At 69.9% G+C, this 1,757-nt stretch carries 1 protein-coding gene and 1 pseudogene; one reads left to right on the top strand and one right to left on the bottom strand.

All coding sequences use genetic code 11. The features are described from left to right. Nucleotides 1-1,185, top strand: a 1,185-nt coding sequence (locus FV222_RS25055; protein WP_147815911.1) for an ABC transporter substrate-binding protein, incomplete at its 5' end; no start/stop codon positions are given. Between the two features lie 229 nt (nt 1,186-1,414). Here FV222_RS25055 and FV222_RS30105 read toward each other — a convergent pair. Next, a pseudogene (locus FV222_RS30105) lies at nt 1,415-1,757 on the bottom strand (beta-ketoacyl-ACP synthase); the annotation flags it as partial.

Genomic DNA, 1,757 nt, shown 5'->3' on the forward strand with positions numbered 1-1,757 from the left:
GTTGAGGATGCCGATCTTCACCCCGCCGCCGCGCAGGGCTTCTCGGACGGCGTGGTGAAGATCGGCATCCTCAACGACCAGTCCGGCACCTACGCCGAGTTCGGCGGCCGCTCCTCGATCGAGGCGGCGCGGATGGCGGTGGAGGATTTCGGCGGCTCGATGAACGGAACGCCGATCGAACTCGTCTCGGCCGACCACCAGAACAAGCCCGACATCGCGTCCGGCATCGCCCGGCAATGGTACGACCGCGACAACGTCGACGCGATCATGGAGCTGACGACCTCGTCGGTGGCGCTCGCCGTCCAGGGCCTGTCGAAGGAGAAGCGCAAGATCACCATCACCACCGGCGCCGCCACCGCCGACCTCACCGGCAAGGCCTGCACCCCCTACGGCTACCACTGGGCCTACGACACCCATGCGCTCGCCGTCGGCACCGGCGGCGCCCTGGTGCAGCAGGGCGGCGACACCTGGTTCATGCTGACCGCCGACTACGCCTTCGGCTACTCGCTGGAAGCCGAGATCGCCCGCTACGTCACCTCGAAGGGCGGCAAGATCCTGGGCAACGTCCGCCACCCGCTCTCGGCACAGGACTTTTCCTCGTTCCTGCTGCAGGCGCAAGGGTCGGGCGCCAAGGTGATCGGCCTGGCCAACGCCGGGCTCGACACGTCCAACAGCATCAAGCAGGCGGCCGAGTTCGGCATCGTCGAGGGCGGGCAGCGGCTCGCGGCGCTGCTGTTCACCCTGGCCGAGGTGAAGGGCCTCGGCCTCAAGGTCGCGCAGGGGCTGACCCTCACCGAGGGCTGGTACTGGGACCTCACCGACGAGAACCGCGCGTTCGGGCAGCGCTTCATGAAGCGCACCGGCAAGATGCCGAACATGATCCATGTCGGCACCTATTCGGCGGTGCTGCAATACCTGAAGGCGGTGAAGGCCGCCGGCACCGACGAGACCGAGGCGGTCAACACGCTGCTGCACACGATGCCGGTGGACGACGTCTTCGCCAAGGGCGGCAAGGTCCTGCCGAACGGGCGCATGGTCCACGACATGTATCTGTTCGAGGTCAAGAAGCCCGCCGAGTCGAAGGGCGACTGGGACCTCTATAAGAAGCTCGCCACGGTGCCCGGCCCGGAGGCCTTCGCCACCGCCGAAGCCAGCGGCTGCCCGCTGACGACGGCCGCCAAGTAGGAACGGCAAGAAGGGACGAACCCGCTGACCACGGCGGCCGACTCCCGTCCACCCCCCTCATCCTGAGGTGCGGCCGCAAGCCGCCTCGAAGCAGACCTCCAGGGATCGCGCGTCGGCTGGAGGCCTCCTTCGAGGCCCGCCAAGGCGGGCACCTCAGGATGAGGTGGTGGGTGGGAGTGACACTTGTCGAAGGGGCGTCTGGTCGAAGGGGCGTCTGGAAGACCGCCGCTCAGGCGGACGTCAGCCGCAGCACGCCCTCGCCGCGACGGTGGCCGACGGTGGTCACCGCGACCTCGGCAAGGCCCCGCTCGGCCACGAGCCCGGCCGCAAGGGCCGCGCCGAACGGCGCCGTCACCTCAAGGCCATGGCCGACCAGGTCGCCGAGGGCGTGGACCGGCCGGTCGGGTGCCAGGACCGACAGGCGCGCGCGCTCCTCGTCGGTGATCGCCGCAACGCCGGTGGCGCCCGAGACGATCGCCGCGGCCTGCGCAATGCCCGCTTGCCGCCACAGGGCGTCGAGGCTGGTCGCGACGCCGCCCGGCTCGCGCCGCGTCCGATCGCTCGCCACCGGT

The sequence above is a fragment of the Methylobacterium sp. WL103 genome (genome assembly GCF_008039885.1).
GTDB lineage: Bacteria > Pseudomonadota > Alphaproteobacteria > Rhizobiales > Beijerinckiaceae > Methylobacterium > Methylobacterium cerastii.